Below are 532 nucleotides of genomic sequence, written 5' to 3'. Positions count from 1 at the left end.
GCTTCTTGGGAGGTTTCCCTGGTGGAGAAGGCAGCCCATTGCGCCGCACGTTGGGTATTTGGACTGAAGAGATTGACTCACTCTATGACCATGAACGCGTATTGTTTGAAATGGAAACGCACTCTGGTTTTGGCTTCAGTGGTGAATTTAAGGCCAAGCACTTAATGGAACATATTCATTTAGAGACGGCAGACGCTCTGGCTTATTACCGTGAGGATCTATTTGATGCTTGTCCGGTCATTACTAAGAACCAGCTTGGTAAAGGTTGTGCTTATTACATCGCTGCACGTACAGAGACAGAGTTTAACGAGTTATTTTACATCTCTCTTGCTAATTTACATGGAATCCGCAAGCCAATTGAAAACGTGCCTTACGGGGTGTCAGTGACAACTCGTGAAGATGAACAGTCTCGCTATTTGTTCATTATGAACTTTTTGAATGATCCGCGAGATTTGAAAGTTCCGCACGGGAATTGGATAAATGCAAGTACAGGTGACGATATTCAGGAGAATATTAAACTTCAACCCTATCA

1 protein-coding gene is annotated in these 532 nt (G+C 43.4%); it reads left to right on the top strand.

All coding sequences use genetic code 11. The features are described from left to right. On the top strand, positions 1 to 532 hold a 532-nt coding region (locus R7190_RS30290; protein WP_318138265.1), incomplete at both ends, for a beta-galactosidase trimerization domain-containing protein.

The organism is Vibrio sp. 1078-1 (assembly GCF_033340475.1).
The sequence above is the reverse complement of the archived record's forward strand: the minus strand, read 5'-3'. Positions and strand labels throughout refer to the sequence as shown.